The 22,755-nt window shown below is 59.1% G+C and carries 21 protein-coding genes and 1 pseudogene; all 22 read right to left on the bottom strand.

What is annotated here, in order from left to right:
- Positions 1 to 2,056: pseudogene (locus AC1DCP_RS24145) on the bottom strand (hypothetical protein); the annotation flags it as partial.
- A 7-nt stretch (positions 2,057 to 2,063) separates the two neighbouring features.
- A complete protein-coding gene (gene gpJ / locus AC1DCP_RS24140; protein ID WP_476774722.1) occupies positions 2,064 to 5,408 on the bottom strand; it encodes a TipJ family phage tail tip protein in 3,345 nt (1,114 codons plus the stop codon).
- The gene (locus AC1DCP_RS24135) at positions 5,408 to 5,854 is read right to left on the bottom strand and encodes an NlpC/P60 family protein (protein ID WP_476774721.1); all 447 of its coding nucleotides are present in this window, start codon (positions 5,852 to 5,854) and stop codon (positions 5,408 to 5,410) included. The genes gpJ and AC1DCP_RS24135 overlap by 1 nt, the downstream gene beginning before the upstream one ends.
- Positions 5,851 to 6,375 carry a hypothetical protein gene (locus AC1DCP_RS24130; protein WP_476774720.1) on the bottom strand — a complete coding sequence of 175 codons (525 nt, stop codon included), beginning with the start codon at positions 6,373 to 6,375 and terminating at the stop codon, positions 5,851 to 5,853. Before AC1DCP_RS24130 ends, AC1DCP_RS24135 begins: the two co-directional genes overlap by 4 nt.
- A gap of 184 nt (positions 6,376 to 6,559) precedes the next feature.
- Positions 6,560 to 6,982 carry a hypothetical protein gene (locus tag AC1DCP_RS24125; protein ID WP_476774719.1) on the bottom strand — a complete coding sequence of 141 codons (423 nt, stop codon included), beginning with the start codon at positions 6,980 to 6,982 and terminating at the stop codon, positions 6,560 to 6,562.
- Positions 6,976 to 10,719 (bottom strand): phage tail length tape measure family protein, encoded by a 3,744-nt coding sequence (locus AC1DCP_RS24120; protein ID WP_476774718.1) that lies wholly within the window; start codon positions 10,717 to 10,719, stop codon positions 6,976 to 6,978. Before AC1DCP_RS24120 ends, AC1DCP_RS24125 begins: the two co-directional genes overlap by 7 nt.
- On the bottom strand, positions 10,716 to 11,009 hold the full coding sequence (locus AC1DCP_RS24115; RefSeq protein WP_476774717.1) for a DUF1799 domain-containing protein: 294 nt from the start codon (positions 11,007 to 11,009) through the stop codon (positions 10,716 to 10,718). The genes AC1DCP_RS24120 and AC1DCP_RS24115 overlap by 4 nt, the downstream gene beginning before the upstream one ends.
- Before the next feature lie 77 nt (positions 11,010 to 11,086).
- Positions 11,087 to 11,461, bottom strand: a complete 375-nt coding sequence (locus AC1DCP_RS24110) for a hypothetical protein (RefSeq protein ID WP_476774716.1) — start codon at positions 11,459 to 11,461, stop codon at positions 11,087 to 11,089.
- Between the two features lie 48 nt (positions 11,462 to 11,509).
- Complete coding sequence (locus AC1DCP_RS24105) at positions 11,510 to 12,445, bottom strand: phage tail tube protein (RefSeq protein ID WP_476774715.1); 936 nt, start codon at positions 12,443 to 12,445, stop codon at positions 11,510 to 11,512.
- Complete coding sequence (locus tag AC1DCP_RS24100) at positions 12,438 to 12,602, bottom strand: hypothetical protein (protein WP_476774714.1); 165 nt, start codon at positions 12,600 to 12,602, stop codon at positions 12,438 to 12,440. The genes AC1DCP_RS24105 and AC1DCP_RS24100 overlap by 8 nt, the downstream gene beginning before the upstream one ends.
- The gene (locus AC1DCP_RS24095; RefSeq protein ID WP_045021067.1) at positions 12,599 to 13,027 is read right to left on the bottom strand and encodes a phage tail terminator protein; all 429 of its coding nucleotides are present in this window, start codon (positions 13,025 to 13,027) and stop codon (positions 12,599 to 12,601) included. Before AC1DCP_RS24095 ends, AC1DCP_RS24100 begins: the two co-directional genes overlap by 4 nt.
- Positions 13,018 to 13,446: a gp436 family protein gene (locus tag AC1DCP_RS24090; RefSeq protein ID WP_476774713.1), complete on the bottom strand. Its 429-nt coding sequence runs from the start codon at positions 13,444 to 13,446 to the stop codon at positions 13,018 to 13,020. The genes AC1DCP_RS24095 and AC1DCP_RS24090 overlap by 10 nt, the downstream gene beginning before the upstream one ends.
- Before the next feature lie 102 nt (positions 13,447 to 13,548).
- Positions 13,549 to 14,082 (bottom strand): hypothetical protein, encoded by a 534-nt coding sequence (locus AC1DCP_RS24085; protein WP_476774712.1) that lies wholly within the window; start codon positions 14,080 to 14,082, stop codon positions 13,549 to 13,551.
- A gap of 12 nt (positions 14,083 to 14,094) precedes the next feature.
- The gene (locus tag AC1DCP_RS24080) at positions 14,095 to 15,048 is read right to left on the bottom strand and encodes a major capsid protein (RefSeq protein WP_476774711.1); all 954 of its coding nucleotides are present in this window, start codon (positions 15,046 to 15,048) and stop codon (positions 14,095 to 14,097) included.
- 12 nt (positions 15,049 to 15,060) lie between these two features.
- The gene (locus AC1DCP_RS24075; RefSeq protein ID WP_172874208.1) at positions 15,061 to 15,399 is read right to left on the bottom strand and encodes a capsid cement protein; all 339 of its coding nucleotides are present in this window, start codon (positions 15,397 to 15,399) and stop codon (positions 15,061 to 15,063) included.
- Between the two features lie 20 nt (positions 15,400 to 15,419).
- Positions 15,420 to 16,535 carry a hypothetical protein gene (locus AC1DCP_RS24070; protein WP_476774710.1) on the bottom strand — a complete coding sequence of 372 codons (1,116 nt, stop codon included), beginning with the start codon at positions 16,533 to 16,535 and terminating at the stop codon, positions 15,420 to 15,422.
- A 280-nt stretch (positions 16,536 to 16,815) separates the two neighbouring features.
- A complete protein-coding gene (locus tag AC1DCP_RS24065) occupies positions 16,816 to 17,280 on the bottom strand; it encodes a phage virion morphogenesis protein (protein WP_045021076.1) in 465 nt (154 codons plus the stop codon).
- Between the two features lie 10 nt (positions 17,281 to 17,290).
- Positions 17,291 to 20,200: a phage portal protein family protein gene (locus tag AC1DCP_RS24060; protein ID WP_476774709.1), complete on the bottom strand. Its 2,910-nt coding sequence runs from the start codon at positions 20,198 to 20,200 to the stop codon at positions 17,291 to 17,293.
- The gene (gene terL, locus AC1DCP_RS24055; RefSeq protein ID WP_476774708.1) at positions 20,197 to 21,858 is read right to left on the bottom strand and encodes a phage terminase large subunit; all 1,662 of its coding nucleotides are present in this window, start codon (positions 21,856 to 21,858) and stop codon (positions 20,197 to 20,199) included. The genes AC1DCP_RS24060 and terL overlap by 4 nt, the downstream gene beginning before the upstream one ends.
- Positions 21,855 to 22,355 (bottom strand): DUF1804 family protein, encoded by a 501-nt coding sequence (locus AC1DCP_RS24050; protein WP_476774707.1) that lies wholly within the window; start codon positions 22,353 to 22,355, stop codon positions 21,855 to 21,857. Before AC1DCP_RS24050 ends, terL begins: the two co-directional genes overlap by 4 nt.
- Positions 22,345 to 22,587 carry a hemolysin XhlA family protein gene (locus tag AC1DCP_RS24045; protein WP_052679681.1) on the bottom strand — a complete coding sequence of 81 codons (243 nt, stop codon included), beginning with the start codon at positions 22,585 to 22,587 and terminating at the stop codon, positions 22,345 to 22,347. Before AC1DCP_RS24045 ends, AC1DCP_RS24050 begins: the two co-directional genes overlap by 11 nt.
- The gene (locus AC1DCP_RS24040) at positions 22,584 to 22,754 is read right to left on the bottom strand and encodes a hypothetical protein (protein ID WP_476774706.1); all 171 of its coding nucleotides are present in this window, start codon (positions 22,752 to 22,754) and stop codon (positions 22,584 to 22,586) included. Before AC1DCP_RS24040 ends, AC1DCP_RS24045 begins: the two co-directional genes overlap by 4 nt.
- Between the last annotated feature and the right edge of the window lies 1 nt (position 22,755).

The raw sequence follows: 22,755 nt of genomic DNA, 5'->3' as shown, positions 1-22,755 counted from the left end.
GCATGGGTTCGCCAAATGCGGTGAGGTCGGTTGAGCCATCGCGAACATTGCCGCGAACGCCGGTTGTTGGCCCTGCGAGAGCGCCGGGCGTTCCCGTGACGGCGTAGCCGATGGAAGATGACGTGACCGCGCCGGGATCGCCGGTCAGAACGACCGTGATCTGCCGTGCACCGGTTTTCGTGATGGTGGAAATAGTCTGCGCCACGCCGCCCGTTTGCGCCCATTCGAAACCGTTATTGCCCGGATTTATGACAAGCGCGGTATCGATGGCGATTTCGGTGGCAGTATCGCCCCCGGCATAGGTCAGAACGATGTTGGCACCTGTTCTAACGGCAGCACTGATATGCAGGGGAAGCCAGTTGCCGCCCGTTGCAAGAATTCTGGCAACGCGGCCTTCATAAGCTCCCTTGCGGGCAGATGCGGAGCCGGTCAGATGGACGCCGTCAGCAACAGTTTCGAGATGATACTGCGGGCCGACAAGCTTGAACCGCGCCGGATTTTCCAGTGCCGCCTGCAATTGCGCCATCGGCACGCCGGAGGTTGCCAGTCCGTAGCTTGGTGCGGTCCAGTTCGAAAGCTGCTCAAGCAGGATAACCGTCTCGCCAGCAGCATCGCTGTAAATGGCGAAGTCAGAGGAAATGTCTGCCTGCAATTCCAGAAGCTTTGCCAGATAGACCGCCTGCGTATTGGCGATGTTGGCTTGCCCCTGATCATAGACCATGCAGGGAATTTCAAAATCGAGGCCATTCAGATCGGCAATGATCCGAGCACGCCGGACACTAGCTAGCAGGTTGGCGTAGGGCTGCGTTCCTTTTTTCAAATTTTCATAGCTGAAACCGGCTTTACCGAAGCTGGCAACAAGTCCCCCGGCCGCGACAGGAAAACCCTTCGCCGTATCCGTCATGATATTGGCGAGCTGGGTGGCCGGGCTTTCGCGGTCAGTCAACTCGCGGATATCGACAAGGCTGTAAAGGTTCTCCTGCGAGAGAGCCTCTTCGGCCAGAAGAGAGCCGCGTGGACGCGCGCCACCATTGAACATCACAGCCCGGCCCGGACGCGGCGCGATGGCGGACACTACGGGGACAGACGACGACCCTTGCTCTAACGATTGCCCATAGGTCGGCACAAACACGAGCTTGGAGATCGCCGCAAGAAGAGAGGTTTTTCCGATACCTTCCTCCCGCTTGACGACATAGGCTCCCGCATCATCCTCGACATAAGAGACAAATTCACCGGAGACCTTCGGGGCAAAAGCATCGCGCTCGCCAAAGGTGACATTGACCAGATCACCCGGACCGGTCAGGGCGAGAATGCGGGAAACACCCGACACCTCGCGTTCGAACACCTGAAGGTCAGCGGCGCTGATACCCTGACTGACGAAAGCACCGTCGCTGTCAAAGCCAAACAGCAGATAGCCGTCTTCCGTCACCCACGCATAAAGCAGGTCATCCGCAACAGCCGGAACGCCGGGGGCCGTCGCGATCTGGGCCCAGAGGCTGCCAAATTTGTCAAAACCGGCTTCCACGTTTCCGGCGCTGTCACCGAGAAGAACACTGGTCCAGTCGTCGGAGAGCGTCGGTGTATCGACCGGCGCAGGGAAAAGGCGTGTCCGGCTTTCGCGCAGGAGATCGGAGAACTTTTCGTCGATGACATCGCCAACACGCTGCCAGCCATTCACCGATGCATTCCAGGAGTATTCACCAGCGTTAGCAACGGCGGCAGCAGAAACAGGGTCTGCGTGCGTTCCCGTGTCGGAAATCGACACGCGCCCCGGCTGCTTGTCTCTTGTCCCGTTAACGCTTGAAAGGATGGCCCATGTCGCCGCGACAACATATCCTTCTGCCGCCGCTTCAAGTCTGCTGTTCATGTCGGCAAGGCCGTCATTGAGATCAGTGCGAACGCCATTGAGGACTGTTGCGATAGCGCCCTGACCCGCGAGCTGGCTGGCAAGATCGTCCGTGCGCTGAATGGCGGTCGAACCTTCTCGGTTGACGAGCAGTTCGTCAGAGAGCGCGGTGCGCTGTGCAATTGTTGTGGTGAATACGGGAGCGGTCATAATGTCCTCATCGAATGGTCACGGGGAACGGACCGGAGATCGGACCGGCCATGCCGTCTGCATTTTGGGGTTCAAGCCAGAAGTAATGGACGCCCTGTGCAAGACAGGTTGCGGTTTCGAGGTAGGTAAACACATCGTCCAGTGCGCCCGCGAAGGTGGCGGAAGCATTGAGGCCGAAGGTGTTGTTGCCGCTGACGGCCTGCACGCGGTCCGAGAATGTGCCGTTGGCGGCGCGGGCTACACCATTCACTGTGGTGCCGCCCGTCAGGCGGGGGGTGATGTTTCCGGCTGTCACGGCCGAGAGCGTAAAGCCCATCCGGTAATATGATCCTGATGTGGTTGGGAGCGGTTGCGTGACAGCACTTGCGGTCCCGGCCGTCTTTGTGGCCTTGCCGGAGCCTATCGCCCAGCCGGTGCCAAGCGTCCATGTACCGGCGCTGTCGAAACCGCCATTGGTGAGCAGGTTCTGCCGTGTGGTGTCGCCCACCGGCACGGAATAGCTGCGCGACGGTTCGACAGTTACAATGCCTGCCGCATCCGTCTCACGATTGAGCGACGAGGAGGTGGAGCGGTAAAGCTGCACCCGCGTAACGGCGGTATCATCGCCGGTAAGGAACTGAACGACTGCCCCGCCGAGCAACGCGCCGATGGCAATCTCATCTTCCGGCAAGCCACCCGGCAAGGCTGCGTCTTCCGCGCCGACGACAAAAGCCGTGACGGCTGTATATGGTCCCGGCTTTCCTGCTGCGGAAAAGGCCCGTGCCCGCATATGGACGCCAGTGCCGTTAGAATATGCCGTGATCGAACCGCCGCCGTTGGCGGCCGGGATGGTCAGAGTTGTCCAGACGGTCGTACCGATCTGGCGATGATCGACCTCGAAGGACGCCGTCCCGACTGGACCGGAGCCGGGTTCGATCAGATAGTCGATGCGATTCGCCACGCCGGTTCCCGTCACACCGGACCGGATGGAGGTGAACCGCGGCGCGGGCGGTATCAGGCCGCTCTGGTCAATCTCGGTTCCAGACCGGCCCGACCATGCCGGAATATCTTCGGCATCAGTGAGCTGATCAATGACGGGAGCCGCGTCGATCAGACGAAGATGCGAGGAAAAATCCTCGCCCGCCTCGACGCCGGTAACGACAAGGGCATAATCGACGGTAGAGGCTTCACCGAAATGCAGAAGATCGCCAGCAAGCGGCATGTCGCCGTCGCCATTGACCAGAAAGGAAGAACGCTCGCCCGCAATGGTCTGCACCGTGCGGATGACGGAAACGCCAATGGTCTCTTCTTCTGAAAGGCCGGTGCGGAAGCGGATCGCGTAGTTTCTGCCCGCTTCCATGGTGACTTGCTCATCGATCTCGATCAGACGGCCGGACACGCTTTTGATGCGGGCTGCGATCTGGACGCGGTTGATGATGTCGCTCGACAGATTTACGAGATCGCCACGGGTCGCAACGCGGATCGGGCCGTCCTGCGAGACGGTGTAAACGTCCGGCCGGTGCATTGCCTCATACATGCGGCGGCGGGTTTCGCGATAGATTTCGTCGGGCCAGACTTTGCCCGGCATATCCAGCGCCTCGACCAGCCGCATTTCCGCACCTTCCTTGCCGGGCCATGGCACGATGCGTTCCGCCGCCTTGAAGTCATTGGTGGCGTCAAGGAACTGCACGCGAAAACCGTCTGGCGGCTCAACATAGGAGCGCGATACGCGCAGATCGTAGCTGTTGCGCGGGCTGACATGATCGACCAGCAGCTTGTCCGGCCGGTCGATGGTGACGGACCATTTGAGGCCGTCATGACGTGGGCTGGCGCGGCCTGCGGCGGCGATCTCCGTTAGAAGATCGCGCAGCGTCGTGGACTTGTCCTCAATGGCGCGGTCGTACTTGAGACCCTTCACACGGCAGAAGTCGTGCCACTCTGCGAGTGCCTCCAGATCGATTGCCGAATCGGAAACCGCTTTCGGATTGGCGGGAGACTGGAGCACAAATCGATAAAGTGCCGACGGGTTACTGGTCTCCCTTTCGATCCATTGGCCGGTCGTGTGCTCGTAATCGAGGCAAGGGCGTGAAACCAGCGCATTGAAGTTGTCTAGCTGGCCATTCAACTGGTGGGTGGCTTTGACGCGCAGCGCCACCAGCGCCAGCGGATGCGGGAAGTTCAGCGGGTATTCCGGCCGGATGGTTTGCAGCGCCGCCCATGTGGTGCGCTGCTGGATTTTGGTGTCGGTACTCTCCGGTGTCTCCATGGCGCAGCGAACCTGCCAGCGGCCACGCGTCGGAAAATTCCATGTGTGCTGGCGATAGAAGGCTTCCAGCTTGCGGGCGTTGACCTCAATGACCGTCACCTGCTGCCAGTTATCGCCGTCTATGGGCCGCTGGTCGATGCGTACGCGCACAACATGGGCGTTAGCCTTCCCCTCATCGTTGTAGCGTAACAGACCGGCAGGCCATGCGAGGATGACGCTTGCGCCGGAAGCATCGCCACCTGTGGTTCTAACGACTGGCTCTTCCGTGGCCTCACCGCCTTCGATCACATCACCGAGATCGTTGCGTGGGAGCGGTTTGAGCAGTTCCGCGCCGATGGTTTCTTCAACGACCTGGCGGGGGAAAAGGGAAAGCGGCGCATCGCCATTTCGGCCGTCACGCGGGTGCAGTTCAACCTCGTCATATTCGGAGATATCGGTGTCACCGATACGGAAGCCGGAAAGAGAAAGCGGGCCGTAACCAAAGCAGAACAGGCAGACGAGATATTGCCAGTCACCGACGATTTCAGTGTAGGTGTAGGCACCGAATGGCGGCGCATACCGAACCGTTCCGAGAACCAGAGGGACCGCACCATCAGGTTCCAGCCGGTTGCGCCAGCCGGTAAGGGTATAGCGGTTTTCTGCTTCCAGCGTTTCAGGCTTTGGCGGCGGTATCAGCGCGTTGATCAGCAGATTGCCGATGATGCTGACACCAAGACCGATTAGACCCTGCGCAAGCCCGGTGGAAATTCCCAACGCGCCCGCAAGACCGGGTGCCCAGAACTGGCCAAGCGCGACGGCCGCGACGGCAACGACGATCTGCAAAATTGACTTGAGGGCATTCTTTCCCGGAACGAGCCGGATGACGACACGCACGCCCTCACGCGGGCGCACGGTGCGCCAGTGTTGGGCGGGAACGATAATCGAGCCACGCTCGCTGACCAGCGCCACCCGGCAGAATCGGAAGTCGGCAGGCTGCAATTCCGGCAGCGCCGTCTTGACGATCTCGACTATAGTGCTGCCAACCGCCATGAACATGTCGATACGACCGGCTGCGGGATCGATCATTGGAGCTGCGAGAACGGGAATGATGCCGTTTTGAACCGTCATCAAATCCCCCTCGAAATCAATTCGACGTGGCGGTATGTGCCGGTCAACCGATGGCCCCATGCGCCGGAACGGTAGCTTTCGACCTTGGAACAGTCGCCTTCGACCATGTGGATCATCAGGCCGTGGTGGACGACAATGCCGACATGGGTATCCAGACGGCCGCGACGAAAAACGGAGATATCGAACGCGATGGCCGTGCCGGTGACCGGGAGCCAGAGCGGAGAAGAGGTTGCACCGGACACCAGTGCCGCGATCTCGCCATGCTCCTCGACGGAGGCATAGCCAAGGTACTGCGGCAGGTTGATGCCGACTTCTTCACGGTAGATGGTGCAGGCCAAGCCCCAGCAATCGCATCCATCGCGGTCACGGCCGAACTCGCGATATGGCAGACCAACAAAACGGTCGCTCCAATGGTCGAGTGTCGGTGAGGAATTTCTAACGCTCATCTGTGCATCCCCGGAAACGTGCGCGCCGACATCCGCCCACCGGGAACCAGCTCCAGCTCGACTTCTTCGCGGGTAATGGAAAGGGAGATTTCCCCGGCATCGATGTCGGATGAAACAATGTTGAGATCGGTGTATTCGGCCTCAACCAGATTGGGAGACGACGCCAGCACCACGGCCATGTGGATCATTGCGGGCGTGGTGAAGGATCGCACCACGTTGACCATTTCCTGATCCAGATTTTCGAGGATCAGCGTTGCGGCCGCTGGAGCATCTTCCTGATCGGACGGCAGGAGTGTCGATGCGACCACCCACAGGAAGGGTTCCGTGACCGGGTTCGCACCGCGCCACGTCGAACGGGTGCCGTAATAAAGCGGGTCGGATGACAGGCGTTCGGTATTGTCTGTGGAAAGGCGGATCGGCTTCACCAGCTCGGGATGCTCGATCTCAAACAGGGCGACATAAATTTCCGATGTTGCCTGCGCATCCTGCGCCATGCGGGCGTTGAAACTGACACGTCTCATGGGCGCTTATCCAACAGGATCACGCAATCCGGTTCCGCGCTCCGACCGAGCTTCGGGCAGGCTTCATAATTGTGGTTCCGGCCACCACAATAGGCGCAGCGAAGGTGCAGACGGGCAGCACTGCCACCCCATGTTTTTGGGCAATATTCGTATGGATGCAGTCTTGAACCGCAATACGTGCAACTCATGGCATTACCTCGACAGAAAACGATTTGCGAAACTCTGTTCCCTGCACGGTCTCTGTCGGCAGGTTTGCGCCGAAGGTGACGAGCCAGCGCCGGGCCATGACAATGGGATGGCCGTCGCTGGTCATCAGCGGCGCGCCGTCACTGGTTCCGAGTGCCCAGCCTTCCGTGGTCGGATCGGGCATCCAGAACAGCAGCGATCCTTCCTTCGTGTCGTGATGGAAGAAGCGGTCGAACAGCTCTTTCTGGTTCCGGTCGAGAGCGATGGACATCGAAACTGTTTTTGATGCGGACGAAAAGCGGCGGCGATAGCTTGTCGGGCCAGCGTCGGAGCGGCGCTTCTGGCGGGCATCCTGCGGTGTCAATTGCCATGTGTTGCGTTCCGGGCGCGGCAAGGCGGGAGGCCAGACGAGGACTACCATCGGCGCACCGCCTGACGCTTCACGCCGAACTCGCCCTGAATGGCTCGATTGGCCGGATTGCCCGGCTGGCGGATAGCTGCCGCCATCTGCCGGCCGATTGTGATCACCGGCTGCCGATTGCCGTGCTGGTCGGTCTGCTCTTCGTACTGGACTTCCGACGAGCCGTAATTGTTGATGATTGGCGCGTTGCGACCGTTGGACGACACGTTAGAGTTCGCGCCCACGGTGGATGGAAAAACGGAGCCGGTAGTGTAACCACCGGTGTCGTAACCGCGCAGCAAACCCTTGTGCATGGCATCAAGACGGCCCACGCCAACTTTCTGGACCGCCTTCTTGGAGAATACGAACTCATCGGCATGAACCACACCGGCAACGTCTTTCGCCTCGCCGGGACCAGTCCAGCCGCCCTCCGAAAACAATCCGCCCGAGATCGCGCCGGACGCGATACCCGCCCATTGCGTGCCTGCGCCGTTGGTAAGATTTCCCCACAGGTTGCCGAGAAATCCGGAGAGACCGCCACCGCCGCCACCTGCTGAAGGCGCAGACGGAAAAAGACCAGACAGGTTCTTTCCGAACTGATCGAATCCGGCACCTAAAGCGCCGAGACCCTGCGTTGCAGTTCCAGACGCTCCGGCAAGGCTGCCAAGCGCGTCGGTCGCACGGCGCGCCTGAATATCGGTCGCGTTGACCCATCCCGTTCCGACGCTGTTCTTGTAGTTGCCCGACAGCATTTCAAGCTGAAGCTGGCCACCGGTCATACGGCTCTGGCCGGTGGCGAAGCCGACATGTCCCCCGGACTGGTTCGCGGAAAGCCCGCGAGACTGGACCAGCACGTCACCGCGCAGTATTTTCGACGGATCGACCGCGCTACCCCAGTTCATAAAGGAGTTGGCAGTCAGCGAACCGCTGCCATCAACCCCGATCTGTTTGAGGGCAGAGTTGACGAACCCGGCGCACCACGCGGTTTGTGCCGCGTCAATATCGACGCCGCCCTTGCTGAGAAAGGAATTGATATCGAGGCGATTGGCGGTTTCGCTCGAACCGATCAGCGAAGAGGCCAGATCGACGGCCGTGCCGCTCGATGTGACCGAGCCTGCAACATTGCTGTTGGCCGTACCCAAAAGCCCGGATGACGCGCCACCAACGCCACCGACAACGCTGCCGTTGATCATGACGGTTGCTGCGCTGACGGACATGGAGCCGACCGACTGGCCCATAGCGCCACTCACGAGGGCGGCAGGGTCTTTCTTCTCGCCACCGAACAGCCGCGAGACAATACCACCAAGACCACCAGCATCAGAAAGGGTGCTGAAGTCGGTTCCCATAATGGCGTTCTTCAGGGGGTTTTTAATCGCCAGCTCGGAAAACATGCCGGTGATATCCTTGGCAACGCTCTCCAGCGCGCCGTTGATATCGCCGTCCAAAAGGCCGTCAACGAGGCTATCGATGGATTGTTCACCAGCCAGTGAAACCCGGTCCCAAGCCTGACCCTGCTTTTCGATCTCGCGCGTAAGATTGGCCTGCTCTAACGCCAGCTCACGAATTTGACCGGCTTCGCGGCTGGTTGTCGAAAGCCCCATGCTGCGGATTTTTTGCTCCGCTTCGAGCAACGACATGGCACGGCCACGGGTCGTTTCATTTTCGGTGATCAGGACCTTTTCAAGCCGGAGCTGTTCCAGATTGTCATTCTGGCCGCGCATGTATTCCATGACGGACGCGCGTTTTTCCTGCTCTGCCAGAGCCGCGTAGCCGCCCTTCAGGTCGGCAATGGCTTTGTTGAGGCGCTCTTTCGTCTCGATGTCCGCAACGCTCGCAGCGGCAATGAGAGGACGGAGGCTCAGCTCCTCCTGGAGCATCCGGTTTGCGTCGGCAGACGTAATGGCACCGGATGCCACTAGCGAATTGAGGCGCTGTCGGGTCTCGGCTTCCGCTTTCATGTCGGAAGCCTGTGATGACGCTGCGGCAATCGTTTCCCCAATCACACGATTGCGGACGCGGGCAGTTTCAGCAGCGAGGGTTTCCGCTGATATTTCCTGTTCGGCAAGCTGCAAACGAGTGCGGCGCGCCTCCAGTTCGGCACGCAACAGCGGATTGCGCTCGTTAGAAATCTGGATATCGAGCCGGTCCAGCTCTGACGATCGCTGTTGTCGATTGATCAGCGCATCGAGCGAACGGGTCTTGGCCTCAATAGCGGTATCGATCTGGCTGCGCTGGAAATCATCGACGCCGCTGGCGTCACGACCAGATTGCAATGCAGCGATCTGGTTTCGCAATTCCTGCTCGCGCTGGCGTGAATTGTTGGCGGGTGAGCTTTCAGCAACGGACAACGCAGCGCGGCTGCGGGCAGCATCTTCTTGTACCCTTTTCCGCTCTGCGGCGGCTTCATCCTGACGACGCTTCTGCTCGCGCAATTCTTCCAGTCGCGCGGCATTGGCGTTTGCCGTCGCGCCAGCCGGATTAAGCAGATCGAGAAAACCGAAACCGGACGAAAGCCGCTTTTGCGCTGCCTCAGCCTCCGCGATCTGCTCATCAAGTGTCGGGCCTGAAATCCGGCGATCAAGGAAGCTGCCGACATTATCAAACGCGTTGCTGGCGTTTCGAGCGACAAATCCCCATGCACGGCCAAGCGCGGTTGTCGCCTCGCTGGCGTCTGCAAGCTGATCCGGCAACGCCTTCAGCAATACGGCCTGCGCTTCCGACTGGCGGTTCTGCGCAGCGAGGTTCGACGCATGACGGGCGGTTGCCGCGTCGATCAGGCCGTATTTCTGGAACAGCGTATCTGCGGCCTTGGCGGGATCGGCAAACATTTCTGAGAGCATCGCCCCGGCTTCAGCCGTGGTGATGCCCATGGTCGCCCCGAAATCCTTCGATATCGAGATCAGGCTTTCGAAGTTCTCCGAGCCGATGCGGCCGGTGCGCAGGAATTGCGCCTCCATGGAGCGGGCAGACGATACCGAAATCCCGGCAGCGCTGGCACCGGCCTGCGCTGCGGCTTCCATCTCGGCACGGCTTCCGGCAACAGCACGGCCAAGACCGGAGGCGGCGGTGTCAACTTCCTTGGTGGACTGAAGATAGCCGTTATAGGCAACAGCCCCCATTGCGACGGCGGCAGTCAAACCGGCAATGCCAACGGTCAGCGGCGTGATGACGCGGGCAGCACCGCCAGCCAAGACGCGGAAATCCTTTAGCGCTGAATTCATCCCGCCTTGACCGGTATAAAGCTGAATGATCTGCGGGAGCTGCTGGGCCGCGATCATCGGCAGAGGCATGCCACCGGACACACCCTGACCAATGTCGAAAACCTGATAGGTCAGGTTCTGACGACGCGCACGATCACGGCGGACGTTGTCATTGGACGGAGGCACCGGAGGTGTGGGCGGCGTTGGCGGGGATGGGGGAACCGGGGGTGTCGAAGGTGTCTGCGGCTCCCGCAGCGGATTTCGGCGCGGCCTGCGGACGTTTGTTGCCGGGGCCGACGCCGGAACGGCACCCGATGCCCGCAAAGCATCCTCGCGTGCCCTCTGTTCGGCTTGGGTGAGCGCATTCGTTGCATCGGTATTTTTGCGGGCAGCTTCCGTGTCGCGGTTCATTGCCGCCGCTTCACGGTCGAAGGCGGCGGCGGTTTTCGTGACCTCATTTCCTAACGCGGCAACATCGTTGCGAAGATCATTCGTGGCATTTTTGGCAGCGGCGGCCTGCGCCCGGAAGATCAGTTCAAATTCCATTTGCCTGCTCATGCGGTTGCACCTTTCAGAACAGACAGCGCCTCAAGCTCCATGACCTGAAGATCAGCGAAGGCAGCGTTAGAGAATTCATAGCGGCGCATCACGATATCGACCGCCACGTAATCGAGACCGAGCCACAGGAGCTTTGCGGCACCCGCAATCATCCGCCACTGCGTTTCGCAGGCCAGAAATGCGGTCACACTTTCCCAATTGGGCGCAAACACCTTGAATGCCTCGTCTTCTGCTTTGGTGATTTCGGAAGGGTCGATTTCCATGCCCATCCGCTCGAATTGTCCCGCCACGTCTTCATCAAGACTTGTCTCTGCGGCGGGATCGGCACGGCCGAGCTGGGCATAGGCCCAAGCCCGTGCCGCCGCTTTCAGTTTCCCAAGCGGGCTTCTTCGCCGTTCAGGCTCTCGTAATATCCGCGATAGACGCCGGTGCGGAACCAGCCAAGGTTGAGAGCTTTGGCGATGGTTTCAGGTGTGAACGGAGTTGAACCGCCATCCTCGTCCACCACGTCATCCCAATTCTTGCAGACCTTGGCGAGCTGTTCAGCCTCGTGAGCATCGCGCTCGCGCTGTGTCTTCAGCTTTTCATACGCTTCCTGTGCCGCAATCGCCTCTTCGCGAGGCTGCGGCTCGAATTGCATCTTCAATGTGCGTTCGAGGATTTTGCCGGGTTCGTCCGGATGGGGAACGCGGATGATGATGGGCCACCAGTAGCGGTAGGTCGATGCAAGAACGAATTTCATAGCGGGTCTACTCCTGAAGGTATTCGGGGCTAGAAAGGGCAGTCGGCGTCAGCGGAAGGTGATTTTCAGTTCATCCAGACCATCGACCGGGCAGAGATCGAGCGGCAGCGAATAGTTCAGAATGCCGTCCGTTTGGCCCTGTGTCGGCTCACCCACCTCGACGGCTGGAGCGGTGATCTCGATAATGTTTCCGGCGACGGTTCCGTGGGTGATGGAAAGCGCGCCGCTTTCCCGCGTTAGCGCCTTGTCGAACCAGTCAACTGTCGCAAGGGAGCGCGCTTCGACAACCGCCGTGCCGGTGGAAGAACGGTCGGAAATAATGACCTTTTCATCACCGATCAGGAAACGCGGCGTCAGCGTGTTGCCGACATCGAGGGACAGGCTTTCAGCAACGGACGGCCAGCCATGCAGCGACATTTGGGTGTTCGCCTTGCTGACGTGAACCGGCTTCGCCCAGCCTGCTTTGCTGATTGCTGGCATGGCCGCGATATCGGTGATCGTGCCGATCATGCCGACGATGGTGGTGCGCCATTTCGGATAGTTCTTCGGCTGGTAGTTCGGTGCGAAATTCACCTTCGCGCCAACGAAGATGTGCTGCACCTTGTCGGAAATGAAGTAGATCGTGACCGTCTCCGAATTCTCTTCGATGATGGTGTAATCGACCTTCAGACCAGCAGTGATGGTCTCGGCAAAGTTGGCGGCGCGAAGGAGAGAGCCGTATTTCGGTGGCGTCCCAGCAACGCCCGAGCCAGCGAGTTCAAGATCACCTTCGAGACGGCCATAAATACCGGCGAGGATGACGCCCTGATTGCCGAGATAGGGAAGCAGCAAATCGCGGGAAACCCGCTCACCTGTCAGCGGTGTAAACGTCACGTTCGACATGATGATTGCATCGGCTGCTACTGGTTCTGCGTCTTCGCCCTGTGCGGTTTCGATTTTCGACAGAATGCCGAGCTTGCGGAAAAAACGTACATCGTCAGACATTGCGGCCTCTTTTCACGGGTGCGGCCTTTTCGACCGATTTCAGGGTTTCGGTTTCGGAAGCGGCGGCGGGAGCCTCTGCGGGCGCACCTGTTACTTTCGTAAGCTCGCCGGTCTTGGGGTCGCGGACATACTGCCCGCCGCTGGTCGGCTGGTTCATGGAGTGTCCTTGTCTGTGAGGTATCGGGATGTTTCCCAGATGCCGACGAAGATCGTCACGCCGTTGGGCATGGGGGTGGGTTCAGTCCCGACCAGCGAGCAAGGGTCGCTTGCATCGGTCGGTTCCCAGCCGGTCAGGGCATCCTCGATCTCGCCCTTGAACCGGTCGAACTCTTCAGCCCGCATCCTGCCGGTATTGTCGCTGTGATAACGGAGGATGGTGGCAACGAGGAAGCGCACCTGGACAAGCTGGCGGTGCCCGGTTGCGAGCCGGTTCGGGCTGGCCTTCTCAGGCTGCGGAACAACGAATGTCGTGGTGCTGGCACGCTGAACGCCCTTGGCGACAACGTCCAAATCTTCGGCAAATTCGACGCTGGCAAGCGAGGGAGCCGTGGCCTTCAGGCGCTCGATAATGCTTACAAACATTTCCAGCCCCTCAAACCGCGTGCGTCGAAAACTTCATCCGGCGCGGAAAACATGATGGTGCCAGCGCTGGATGCAGGTGTTTCAGCACCGCTGACGGGAAGGGAAATCAAACCCTTTGCGACACGCTCAAGCGAGGCAAGCGCCTTTTCGTAATCTTTCACCACGTAGTCGGGCGGTCCCTGAAAATGCAGGCGGTGGCGGGCAATATCGATTGCCCAAGTGCGGACGAGATCGGGAACCGGCGAAAACGGAAGGGGATATTTGGTGCCCACATAGCCGTTCACCAGATTGTCGGCATGTTCTAACGCCTCAGCAATCACAACGGGATCGATTTCGCCATCACGGTCGCGGTCGGCAATCTGCCGGATTTCGTCTTCACCGGCGCGGGCAATCAGATCGTCAAGCGTGGCATAGGTCACGGGCGTCACCAGAGCGTTAGAAGAATGGGGTGGAAACGAGCGGGGCGGATGTGGTGGCCACCCCGCTCGAAAGGTCCGGCTTGCGAGGCTTCGGAACGGACCTTATTTCTTGGCGGCGGCGGGTTTCGGCGTGGTCGCCGCCTTCTCGGCAAGCTTTGCCAATTCGGCCTGCGCCGCTGCCAGCTTGCTTTCCGCGTCGGTTCTGACCTCCTTTTCGCCGGTCAGCGCGGTTTCGAGATCCGCAACCTTCTGGCGTAGCTCGATCAGAAGATTTTCCTTCTCCTGAAGATCGGAGGCGGCAGCGCTGACCGTCTGCTTTTTTTGATCGAGATCATGCGACAGATCGAAAATCTTGTTTTCGAGGTGGCCGACTTCGATCAAATGTTCCGCCTTCAGCACCTCGATCCGGCCTGCGGCGGCATCTTCGACCGCCTGCTGAAAATCGCTCTCCAATGCCGTGTCCGACATGTCGATGGCGTCGGAAAGACGCTCTGCCAGATCGGAAGGAATTGCCCCCGATGCGGCAAGCTGGATTGCAAGCGTGGTGCTGACGGTGACGGTTTTCCCTGCGGGTTCTCGAACGCCGTTGATCTTGGCAGGGGCAATCAACGGAACCGATACCTTGTTCTCGTCCATGGCGATCTCCTATCAGGCCGGTGTCGCGCCAGCGTCTTTGAACAGGAAGCCGCCTTCAGCCCCGACGAGGATCGGGCGGCGCTCGACCTTGACCGGGTAAATCCACGAGTCCGTGGCGTTCTCGAAATATGGCTGGTTCACCTGCGGATAGCCGCGAAGCTCGTAGGTGTAGGCGTAGGACGGCACCTGAAAGTTATCCCCGGCCTCCGGCACGTAGGCCAGAATGGCGTCATCGCCCCAGACATCGTTCGCCAGCGCGTTGTCACCGGAGGTTTCCGGCAAGTAAATCGCAGCACCGACAACGACTTTCTTCACCTCGAAGTAGGCAGCAAGCATGTCGAGGCTGATGCTGTCTTTCGACGTGTATTTGAACTGCTCCTTGATCTTCGGATGGTTGCAAAGGGCATTCTTTGCGGTAGGGCCGAGAACGAGTGTGTTGGGATAACGACCAATCGACTGCCGGATGACTTCCTTCGCAGCGTCGAAATCGGCCTTGGGATCGCTGTCAGCGCTTTTCCAGCGATCTGTTCCCGTCAGCGTGAGCTTGTGGTTGTTGTCATAGTTCGCTGCATTGCGGGCCAGACCTGAAGCTTCAATTTCAAGGTTGAGATCGACGGCATCCAGCGACATGTTGATGGCACCCGCCGCCAGATCGATACCCGGAACGCTTTCGGCTTCTTCCTGATGTTCGATCGGTACGACGCCCTCAAGCGCGTCCTGGGCGAGTGAAACCGGGTCGGATGCGTAGCCATACTGGATGCGTTTCTTGTTGGAACCGGGAGCGCGGCGGGTATTGAGAAGGCGAAACGCTTCCTTGCCGAACTTGATGACGCGCATCGAGCGGTTCGGGATCGAGACGCGGGGGAACAGCTCCTGCGAAATGAAGGTGCTGTTGCGGTAGCCGCGTGCGTGGGTGGACAGGATCGGATCGACTACAGCCGCCGTCTTATTATTCAGTGCCGACATTCAGAGCGGTCCTTATCGAATGAGGTAGGAAACGAATTCGCCATCCGCTGCGGCAGTCAGCGCCGTTGCGAAAGCGTTAGCGGGAGTGGCACCGGCGACCTTGACGCCTCCGGCAGCAGCGGAAATGAGTTTTGCGCCCTTGGTGATTGCGCCACGCGCACGGCTCCGGCCGACGCCGATTGCTACCAGCGCAACGTCCATGCCGATCTCGGTCGCGGGGTGTTTTGCAACGCCCTTCACCGGCTGGTCGTCGGCGGTGATCTTGGCGTCATTGAAGTCCACCAGATCGCCTTCGGTGAAAAGTGTCGTCGCAGTCGCCGTCAGCGACAGGACATCCATAAAATAGTTCATGCGCGGAAAGCTCCTTTAGGTCAGGAAACGGCCTTCACGGCATCGAGATACGCCGTTCCGGGGTGAGATTTCTGGTAGGCTTTCGCCCGGTTGTGGGTGTCGAGCTGGTCACGGTCCACGGCCTGACCATCTGCCGCGAACGACGCGTCGCCTTCACCACCGAGAGCGGGCAGATCGTCAGCGCCGAACGAAACGACCTTCGGCTGAGCGGTCAGAACATCCCGGATCGCCTGAAGGACCGGAACGTCCGTTTCGCCTTCGGAGAAGGAAACGGGGGCGTCAGTACCGGACAGGGCGTTGAGGATCGAAACGACCTTGTCTTTCGATACGGGCAACAGCTTGCCGCCCGTCACCAGCGTTTCCGCAAAGGCAATGTTGTCGGCGTTGGCGATTTCCCGTTCGCGCTTCTTCAGATTTTCGGCACGGGTATTGAGTTCAGCTTCGCGAGCCGCGAAAGCCGGATCGGAATGTGTCACGGGCGGTTCCTTGGGTTTGGGTGTGGTCGGTGCGGAAAAGGATGGCTGGCGAACCGGCTTCTCGATCTCCATCGCCTGAAGCCATTCGATGCTGTAGGAGGGCAAAGCCTTGTCGGCGGCCTCCATGCCGAATTTTTCGATGAAGAAATCACGCAGGCTGCGCAGCAAAGATGCAGTTTCCTCGAAACCGCGCTCGCCAAAATCAGCCGTCACCTCGACCGTGTCGCTGGCGTCGGAGAACTGGACATTCTTCAGCCCGGACACGGAAGGGGCAGCACCGCCAAGAAAACCGACGTGCTTTGGATACCACGTGCCGGGAACCGGGTTCGCCGCACCGTCAGGGCGATGGAACGACAACGACACCTTTTTGTAGGTGCCTTTTTTGACAGCGTCGGCAAAGGCCGGGGCGATCTCACCGACATTGGCATAAAGGCGGTCGGCACTGGCGTCATACTCGAAACTCTGCGCCCAGCCGAATGCGGGGGCGTCTGTCTTCGGATGACCGACAACCACCGGCGCGGGGGCCGTGGCGTAATCGTAAGCGTCAGCCATTGCCTTCAGATCGGCTGCGGAAAAGGAAAGCTGCTGGCCATTCATCGGAATGAATGTGCCGCTGCGAAAAACCTCGATACGGGCGGTGATGGGCTTGGCGTCTGCCATGTGAACCTTCCAGTGCGATAACTGAAAGGCACAATGCGCTGTTGGGCGCGATGATTAGAAAGGCAGTTAGTTCCGTCCCGACGACAGGGGGCGGCAAAATCCAAAATGCGCTATCTGGTGCCATCATTCAAGACGGACATACATCCGCAAGCCGACACAGGGACCGGGATGCGCCCATATTCGATTTCTAACGCGCCTCTAACGCTAGGCAAAGTCAAAATCGGTATATCCGCCGCCCTATGGCCCACGAAACGCCTCAGCGGGCGTCTTTGTCATTCCGTCATTCCGACGACAACCACTCTTCTGCCATCCGTCCGATTTCGCGCTCGTCATCGTTTGAAACACCAACTTGCGGCCGAGCCGGGACGGTCACTTTATGATTGCGCCCAGCCTGCCCGCCGAAGTGCAAGAGTGCCGCCTGAATCTTGGACGTGCCGATCCGCACGTCTTCGTCACTGGCGACGTAGTTATACGAACCTCGCAACGCTCCGGTGACGCGCAGGATCGTCAAAGGGCTGTTTCCGTATTTGCGCTGACGCAGCTCACGCGTCACTTGCGACAGGGCGCGCCATCGTTGACCATCCGGGCCGCGCTCATTGTCGAAATTGTCACCGACAGAATTCAGAAGCAGTTCGCCCACATTCTTGTAAAAGCCACGCGGGTTGTCCATGCGTTCGACAAGCTCAACCAGCCGCAGCCGCGCCGCCTCGTCATCCAACGTTACCTGAAAGCTGACGCCGCTCATCTGCCCCCGCCTATTTCTTGGACCGCTGGAAAACCAGCTTGCCATTGCGTCTCATATCCAGTGCGCCCATCTGGTCCCGGTCGCGAGCAACAACAGCGCTCCAGAAGCGCTCGCCCATTTCGACTGCAATCATAAGACCGGACTTGCGGTCAGCACGCACATAACGCCGGTTCACCACCAGCTCGTCTGGCGCATCACCGCTCTTGTCATGCCTGCGGGCAACGCCGATCCAGATTTCGTCCGGGTCCATCATCGCTTCAGCCATCAACGGTGCAAGGGTCGCAAGATCGCCAGTAAGGATGTCGTCTCCACCACGGAAAAGCTGTTCGGAGATCGGAAGCTTGTGACCGGCTTTGTCCTCAAACAAAACCGCCTGATCGAGATCGGCACCAAACGGCGTTAGGAATGAGCGGATATTTTCCTCACGCGAGACGCCGTCGCGCAGCGGCTTTGCCTTGAAGGGTTTTGAGCGCTTCAGCAGAGCTTCGACAGATTCGGCAACGTTGATCTCGACGGGCTGGAGCGGGTTCTCCAGTGTCACACTGCCTTCGCTCGTCAAAGCGGAAGGCACCAATCCACGTTCCCAGAGATCGCCGGGCATGTACTCCCAACCGTAACCGATACCCTGCGGCTGCTCGATCAGCTTGCCGGAAACGGGATCGATCAGCGGCACGGTCAAATCGCCGGGAGCTGTATCAGGTCCATCCTTGCCCCGGCGCTTCAGATCGGCAAGCGACAGGGACCGGACACCGCAGGAACACAGCCAATCATTCGGCGGAAAGTGAGTATCCCACCATGGATCGTCATATCGCAGAACAATACCATGCCAAGCTTGATGGAACGGACGCGGTATTTTCGGCTGCCGGGTTTCGCCGTGGCGATACTCCATGTATGGCCGGAGCTTCACCACATCAGGGTCGCGCATCTGCTTCAGGCGTCCGGCCATGTAGGCAGTACGCATATTGGTTTCGAAAATGATGCGGGTGCGCCAGCCACGTTCGCCCTTGTACTGCCAGCCGTATCGCTGAACGATCCTGTCAAAATCCTTGCGGAACTGTTCAAGGCCGGTGCCCTCTTCCATCGCCCTGGCTATGGCGTTCTGGAAGTCGGTCAGCATGTCGGTATCGGTCGCACCGGCAATGACGAAGGCGCGGTCATGGACGCCGCGAAGGGCATCGGTCCACGCTTTCGTGGGCTTTACGCGCTTCTGTCGGAAAAACTCGATCTGTTCACGGAAGGGCTGGTTGATGACATCGGCGTCCGCGAAATCCTCTTCCGTCTCGCCATCGAGAAAGGCGGCTTCGCGTCCCTGCAATGCCGCCAGTTCGAGGCCGTCACCGATCTGCGTTGCCAGCGCTGGAGACCAGACGGCGGCAAGAGACAGAATGGCCTTTTGCGCAGACCGGAAGTCGGGAGCATCCAGCGCCTTGCGGATGGCGTCGAGGCGGCGATTGAAATGCCGTTCAACCGTCGCTTCCAGCTGGTCGGAAAGCGTTTCTATCCGGCCGTTTTCTTCGGCAAAACTGGCGTGGTGGTCATGGCGCTGAAGTTTTTTTTTAGGTGCGTCGGCAAAGAGCGCAGCAAACATCGAATTTTCTTCGGCCAGCTTGCGCAGGTCGCGACTGCGTTTGCCGCCCTCCATGAAGGCGAGCCGTGCCTCTACTAGAGCATCGATAGCCTTTTCTGACAGATGATCTGTCAGGCCGAACGAAGTGATGTATTCGCGGGCAAAGTCATCGTCATCAATCTGGCCCGCCGTCGCCAGCACAGCCATAAGTGCATCGTTGATGGCGGTCGCCGCCTCTGCCTTCGCCTTGCCGACTTCTGCCGCATCTTTTTCGTTCTTGGCGCGTACTCGCCAGATATGGGGAACACCAGCGCCGGGGAAGTTATATTCCACCAGCCACGTCAGCAGCGTTTTGCGAAGCGTGCCCGACAAAAGGTCGGCATCGCTGTCGACAAGCAATTCCAGCATTTCGGCATGGGTTTCCGACGCCGCACGCGAACCGCTGCTGCCGATATCGGTCGTCAGGGTTTCACCGGTGACGCAGATCGAAATCTGCTTGTCCCAATATTGCAGGAAATCCTGATAGGTCACTGAGCCGCTACGGGCAGCTTCCAGAAACTTGATGTCGGTGCCGATCGGAGCGGTGAGCGCGGAGCTGCTGCGCAACTGCCGCAAGGTATTCATCAGCTTAGCCTGCTCTTCCGGCAGGGTGCCGTAGGGCGTGAAGCCGATAACAGTGGGGCTGGCAAACTTTTCGAGGAAGTGCAGCCAGAAGGTGATCCCCTCACGTTTGAACAGCACTGGCCAGAACAGTCGCGAACCAAGGCCAAGGCCGTAAGGGTTGTTTCCTTTGACGCCGAAACGGTGGACGATGTACTTGCGTTCCGGCAGTTCAATGCCATCGCGCATGTTAGTCCACGTCAACAGGCGCGGACGCCAATCTTCACCGAATGAGAAACGGCGCTGATCGTGGGTAACGATCTTTTCCGGCACGATCCGGTTGTCTTTGCGCATCCAGACCACTTCGGAAACCGCAAAGCCTTTCAGCGTTGCGTCCAGCAGCTCTTCGCAAACAAGATCGAAGGAAAGATCGTTGATAACCTCGCGGCAGAAATCAGCAGCAGCGACATCGAGCGGCGTTTCCGAACAGGGCTTCACCTCCCAGTTACGGGCGAGAAGGACTTTCTTGCGCTTGTCGAGCATGGAACCGGCATGCGTATCACGAACGATCTCATCATAAATCTTGAGACCTTTGCCGCCGCCACGCTGTAGCAGCGTATCGTCCTGATGCTGGAGCGCGCCGCTGTAAAACGGGATGGTGATATCGTTTCTGGCATCGGCAATCAGGTTGGTGGCATTGGCAGGCAGGTTCTTGCGCGGTTGATCAGCGGCAGCTTTGGTCGTGGATTTCATAGGCGGTAGTCTCCCCAGCCATCGGAGCGGGTGTCGTTAGAAGTTGCGGACTGGATGCCAAGGCCACCGACTCCGGCAACGCCTCCGGCGTAGTGCAGGGTGTTTTGCCAGAGCATGTCCAAGCAGTCGGGGCCGTCATCGTGATCGGCATTCGGCCATTGCTGGAGCTGGTCGATCATCGTTTGCTGCGTACTGTTGAGGCGGATCAAACCGGCAGCAACGGGCGGCTGAAGCCGCTCGATGCGCAAATCCTTGTCGGAAGTCGGATTGATCGGAATGGCCGATATGCCCACGCCCTGCTTTGCTGCCGTCGCCATGAGGGTTGTGCGCAAAAACTCCTGAAACTGGATCGCTTCCACGAACCACAACATGCACTGATATTGCCGCTGCATGGCAATGACATCAGCAATGATGATATCCGGCAGGCGACGGCGGATCGACGCCTCCAGCAGGTCCATGGTGCCGTGCAGACGATTGAAGCCGCCGACAAGGATCGCGCTCGGATCACGTCCCTTGCTCTTCTTTCCAAGCGAAGGATCGACAGCACCGAAATGCACAAGGTCGGGCTGTTTCAATACCCAGAATGTCAAATCCTTGAACGGGCTGGCCTCATTGATCGGCTTGTTCTGGTATTCGGTCGCGAAACTGTCGTGGTCGGCCGCACGCTCCAGCATGAGTTTTAGCAGCGGCTGGACAGCCGGCCAGTTGACGACAGCGCCAACATCCATGTCGGCCTTGTTGGCAGCATAAAATTCGGTCGCGGCCTCTTCGCCGTCATTCTGGTAGATTTCCTCAAATCGGTCCCAAAGGTCCATACGATCAGGGAAACGGATAACCGCCTGAAACTCTTCGACGCGCCAGACAGGCGATTTCGATGCACGCACAAGAACCGCGTCGTAGTGCAGGACGGTGCCAACCCAAACCACGTCCATGGAGCCATCCGGCGGGCCGACTTTCAGGGCGGCGCGATTGATCCATGTTTCGAGCTTTTTGCGCTGCTCTGGCGAGCGCACGGCTTCGTCGTTCTCCAGATCGTCAAAGAACATCAGATCAGGACGATAAGGCCCATGGCGGCGGCCACGGATTTTCTTGGCAGCGCCCAGCCCTTCGACGCGGATATTGTTGGCGGTGACGATCTCGCCTTCGCGCCAGACGCGCCCCTGTCCGGTCGCTTCGGGGAAGTCGTTCGCAAGGCGCGGGTTTTCGGTCAGCTCCGATTTGATCGCCTCGACCAGCAACGCAGCCTGCTCGTAAACGTCGCAGACCTCCAGAATATAACGCTTGCGACCAAGGCAGATGCAGTAGAGGGCAAAGCCAAGCGACAGGTGCGTGGATTTCGAGGAACCGCGTGGCGCGATCAAGAGGTCTCTAACGCCCTTTTCGGAGGCGAGAATTTCAGGAACGCGCTTGAAGATCGCCCGGTGAAACAGGCTGTGTTCGCCTTTCACGTAATGCGGCAGGTAGGTTTCCAAGAAATACTGAAAGCCCGTTTCCGGGTCTTTCACTTTTGCCAGACGTTCGGCTTTGGCTTTCGGATCGGCAGAGAATGCCGTAACCGAAAGCTCAACCCATCTGGCGAGATCGTCCGCCAGCTTGGCAAGGTTATCCTTGAAATCCTTGCCGCTGACTTTACCCTTCAGGACCGGCCGTCTGATCATGATGCGTAGCGTCTTGCGAGGCTTTCACCGAAAGGTTCGATGATTTCGAGGATCGCCGCGACATGCTGCGGGAAATTCTCGCGGACGAATTCGACCAGGTACTGCATCACGTCCTGCGCAACGCCCAACTCCGAAATCTTCGGCGCGAGCTTTCCGGCGCTGGTGGTCATCTTGGTCATGGCATCTGCCAGTGCGACCAGACTTTTCACCTTCTGATCAAGCCGCAAATCGCCGTTCTTGATTTCCTCAAGCACCGACTGCGCCATAATCATGAAATCTTCGATCACCGTCGAAACAACGGTTTCGATGCCTTCACCGGCAATAATGGAGGCTGTGCGGGCGACGTCCCAATCGTCACCGGACTCTTTCGCGGCCTTCTTCCAGCGCCCAAAGGTAGCCACGCTAATGTTCAGCGTCATGGAGATCGTGGCACCGGTCATACGGCGATAGACGTAATCGGCGCGGGCCTTGCGGCGCTTATCCTGTTCACTGGACATTGAAGCCCCCCTTCACAAGAAATGTCATGATGGCGAGGATGATGCCGCCGATGATGAGGCGAATGATCCAGCTCGTATTGTTGTCGATCTTGCCAAGCGATTTCTGGATGCTGTTCATGCGCTCGTCGGTGACGGCGCTATGCTTCTCCAAATCGTTGACGCGCTTTTCCACCACGTCGAGCCTGTCATGGGCCTTTTCGGTGCGCGCACTTTGCAGATTGAGTTCCGTCACTTGGCGGCATTCCCCTGATGTAGCGCGGAAGCATCGACAGCCGCCACGGCAGCTTTCCGACGCTCCTCGCAAGTATTGCGGGCCGTGCGATCTGCGGCCCAATTGTTGAAAATCTGCTCTTGCGTCATGTCGCTCTGCGGTTTGGTGGAAAGCTTGGGGCATTCCATC

It is taken from the genome of Agrobacterium sp. 10T429 (genome assembly GCF_056393925.1).
This window is presented reverse-complemented; position numbering and strand designations above follow the sequence as displayed.